Source organism: Prevotella sp. CAG:592 (assembly GCF_000436015.1).
Lineage (GTDB): Bacteria > Bacteroidota > Bacteroidia > Bacteroidales > Bacteroidaceae > Prevotella > Prevotella pectinovora.
On sequence record NZ_FR892592.1, the window covers coordinates 29,829 to 32,709 of the forward strand.

The following is a 2,881-nucleotide window of genomic DNA, read 5'->3' on the forward strand; positions in this document are numbered from 1 at the left end:
GCCGCCTCTCCGGCGGACAGCGACAGCGAGTGAGCATAGCGCGAGCCATACTCAAGAATCCGCCGATACTCATCCTCGACGAGGCAACATCGGCTCTCGACACAGAGAGCGAGAGACTCGTGCAGGACGCTCTGGAACGACTGATGAAGACGCGCACCACCGTGGCGATAGCCCACAGACTCTCCACCATCAAGAATGCCGACGAGATATGCGTGCTCCACGAGGGACAGATAGTGGAGCGGGGCACCCACGACGAACTCATCAGCAAGGACGGATATTACAAGAAGCTGCACGATATGCAGTCGTAACAAAATATTCATTCATATATGGCATACAAAATAGTCTACCCCATCTTCTACGTGTTGTCGCTACTGCCCTACAGAGTGTTGTATGGCATCTCCGACTTCTTCTATCTCATCATGTATCATATCGTGGGCTACAGGAAGAAGGTGGTGAGAAAAAACCTCAGCAGTTCATTCCCCGAGAAAACACCTCAGGAACTGAAAGAAATAGAGCATGGATTCTATCACTGGCTCTGCGACTATTTCGTGGAAACGCTGAAGCTGCTCACCGTCAGCGACGAGACACTGCTCAAGCACATAGAATTCAGAAATGCGGAGCAGATAGAAGAATATTATGACAAGGGGCAGACATGCGCCGCCATCCTCGGCCACTATTGCAACTGGGAACTGCTCTCTGCCACGGGACTCGCCTTCAGACGTCACAAAGAGGCGGTGTGCGGACTTATATATCATCCGCTCAGGAGCAAAATATTCGACATGCTCTTCAAGGATATACGCCAGAGCAAGGGGGGAGTATGCATACCGAAACAAGACATACTGAGATACCTTGTGAGATACAAACGCGAGAAACGCATGTGGCTCTTCGGATACATCTCAGACCAGTCGCCGAAATACTTGAACATACACTGCTGGCTGCCGTTCCTCAACCACGACACACCAGTATTCACCGGCGGCGAGAAGATAATGAAGAAGATGAACGACGCCGTGTTCTATGTTGACATGCAGAGACCGGAACGCGGCAAATACATCTGCACCTTCAGGCTGATTACCGACAAACCTGCCGAGATGCAGGAGAACGAGATAACGACACGCTTCTTCAAGATGCTTGAGGACACCATAAAGAGGGATCCCAGACTATATCTCTGGACCCACGACAGATGGAAGAGAAACCATGAGCATTTCGACAAATATTATGTCATGGAGAACGGGCATGTCATAAAAAGAAAAGACGTAGAATTATGATAATAGGATTTGACGCAAAGCGCATAGTGAGGAACGCCTCGGGACTCGGAAACTATTCCAGGACCCTTGTGGGGGATTTGCAACGCATAGTGCCGGAAGGAACGCAGCTCAGACTCTACGCTCCCGACATGGGACGCGATGATTTGCGGGGACAGGTGAAAGAATATTCAAACCTCAGATTCGTGTATCCGCACGACTGCTACACAAAGCTGTCGAGAGACTTGTGGAGAATGAAGGGAATAGTGGAAGACCTGAAGAAAGACGGTGTGCACCTCTATCATGGACTGACTGGCGAACTGCCTCTCGGCATCAGGAAGGCCGGCATCAAGACCGTCGTCACCATCCACGACCTCATATTCATGTGTCATCCAGAATACTACAACTGGATAGACACCAAGATATACGCATGGAAATTCCACAAGACCTGTCGCGAGGCAGACCGCATCATAGCCATCAGCGAGTGTACCAAGAGAGACATCATGCGCTTCGGTGGCGTTGACCCGTCGAAAATAGACGTCATATACCAGAGCTGCAGCACAGAATTCAAGACCAGAGAGAGCGAAAAGAAGCTCCAGCAGGTCCACACCAAATATATGCTGCCAGAGAGATACATCGTGAATGTGGGAACCATCGAGGAGCGCAAGAACGTGCTGCTTGCCGTGAGAGCCCTGCACATGCTGCCCGAAGAGGTCAGCATCGTCATCGTAGGGCGCCCCACTCCGTATGCCGACAAGGTGAAAGAGTATGTAGAGGCAAACAACCTGCAGCACCGTGTGAAGATGCTCCACGGCGTGCCACACGAAGACCTCCCGTCAATATACCAGATGGCAGAGGCATGTGTTTACCCCTCGCGCTATGAGGGATTCGGACTCCCCGTCATCGAGGCTATACAGAGCGGACTCCCTGTGGTGGCATGCACTGGCAGCTGTCTTGAAGAAGCCGGCGGCAACGACTCCATATACGTCAACCCCGACGATGTGTGCGGAATGGCAGAAGCCGTGAAGCAGGTGTTGTGTGGATCGCCGGGCAGAGAGCAGCGCATAGAGAGAAGTCAGCAATACGTGAAACGCTTCGAGGGAAACAACGTGGCGCAGAAAGTGTTGGATGTCTACAACAAGGTGTGTCGTTGACATTACTTACTCAAATCGTACCAAGTTATTATTTTACCGTCACTAAACAAGTGTTATTGAGGGTGTGTCATGTTCTTGGCATACTCTCATTTTTTCTATAGAGAAGTGTCATAGTATCATTTTCCGGCTTCTCCATATATATAAAGTCCATTGTACCAACGAGTTGGCTTAATGATACTTTTCGGGATTCTTTACAGAAAAGTATCATTAAAGTATCATCGAAGTGTCATAGGGACTTTGATCGTTTTTCATCCCCTTTTCTGGCGTTTCGTCTTTGAACCGCTTTGGGCACATTTTGGATACTGGTTGTGCCCACTTGGGGCAAGCACCGTGCCCCACATGGGCAAGCATCGTGCCCCACATGGGCAAGCACCGTGCCCATTTATTGAAGAATTGTAGAGGTGTGACAAATCAATGTGTTGCATGTCTTTGCACACTTCCAAGTCAGAAGACTCTTGAACCCAAAGCGGTCATTAGGGCTTGCTT

The 2,881-nt window shown here is 50.1% G+C and carries 3 protein-coding genes; all 3 read left to right on the plus strand.

Going from position 1 to position 2,881, the window contains the following annotated elements:
* A partial coding sequence (locus QVO99_RS07180) for an ATP-binding cassette domain-containing protein (RefSeq protein ID WP_288177037.1) occupies nt 1-308 on the plus strand: 308 nt, incomplete at its 5' end.
* Nucleotides 309-326: 18 nt separating this feature from the next.
* A complete protein-coding gene (locus tag QVO99_RS07185; protein WP_022316932.1) occupies nt 327-1,265 on the plus strand; it encodes a lysophospholipid acyltransferase family protein in 939 nt (312 codons plus the stop codon).
* A complete protein-coding gene (locus QVO99_RS07190; protein WP_022316933.1) occupies nt 1,262-2,395 on the plus strand; it encodes a glycosyltransferase family 4 protein in 1,134 nt (377 codons plus the stop codon). Before QVO99_RS07185 ends, QVO99_RS07190 begins: the two co-directional genes overlap by 4 nt.
* Nucleotides 2,396-2,881: the final 486 nt, after the last annotated feature.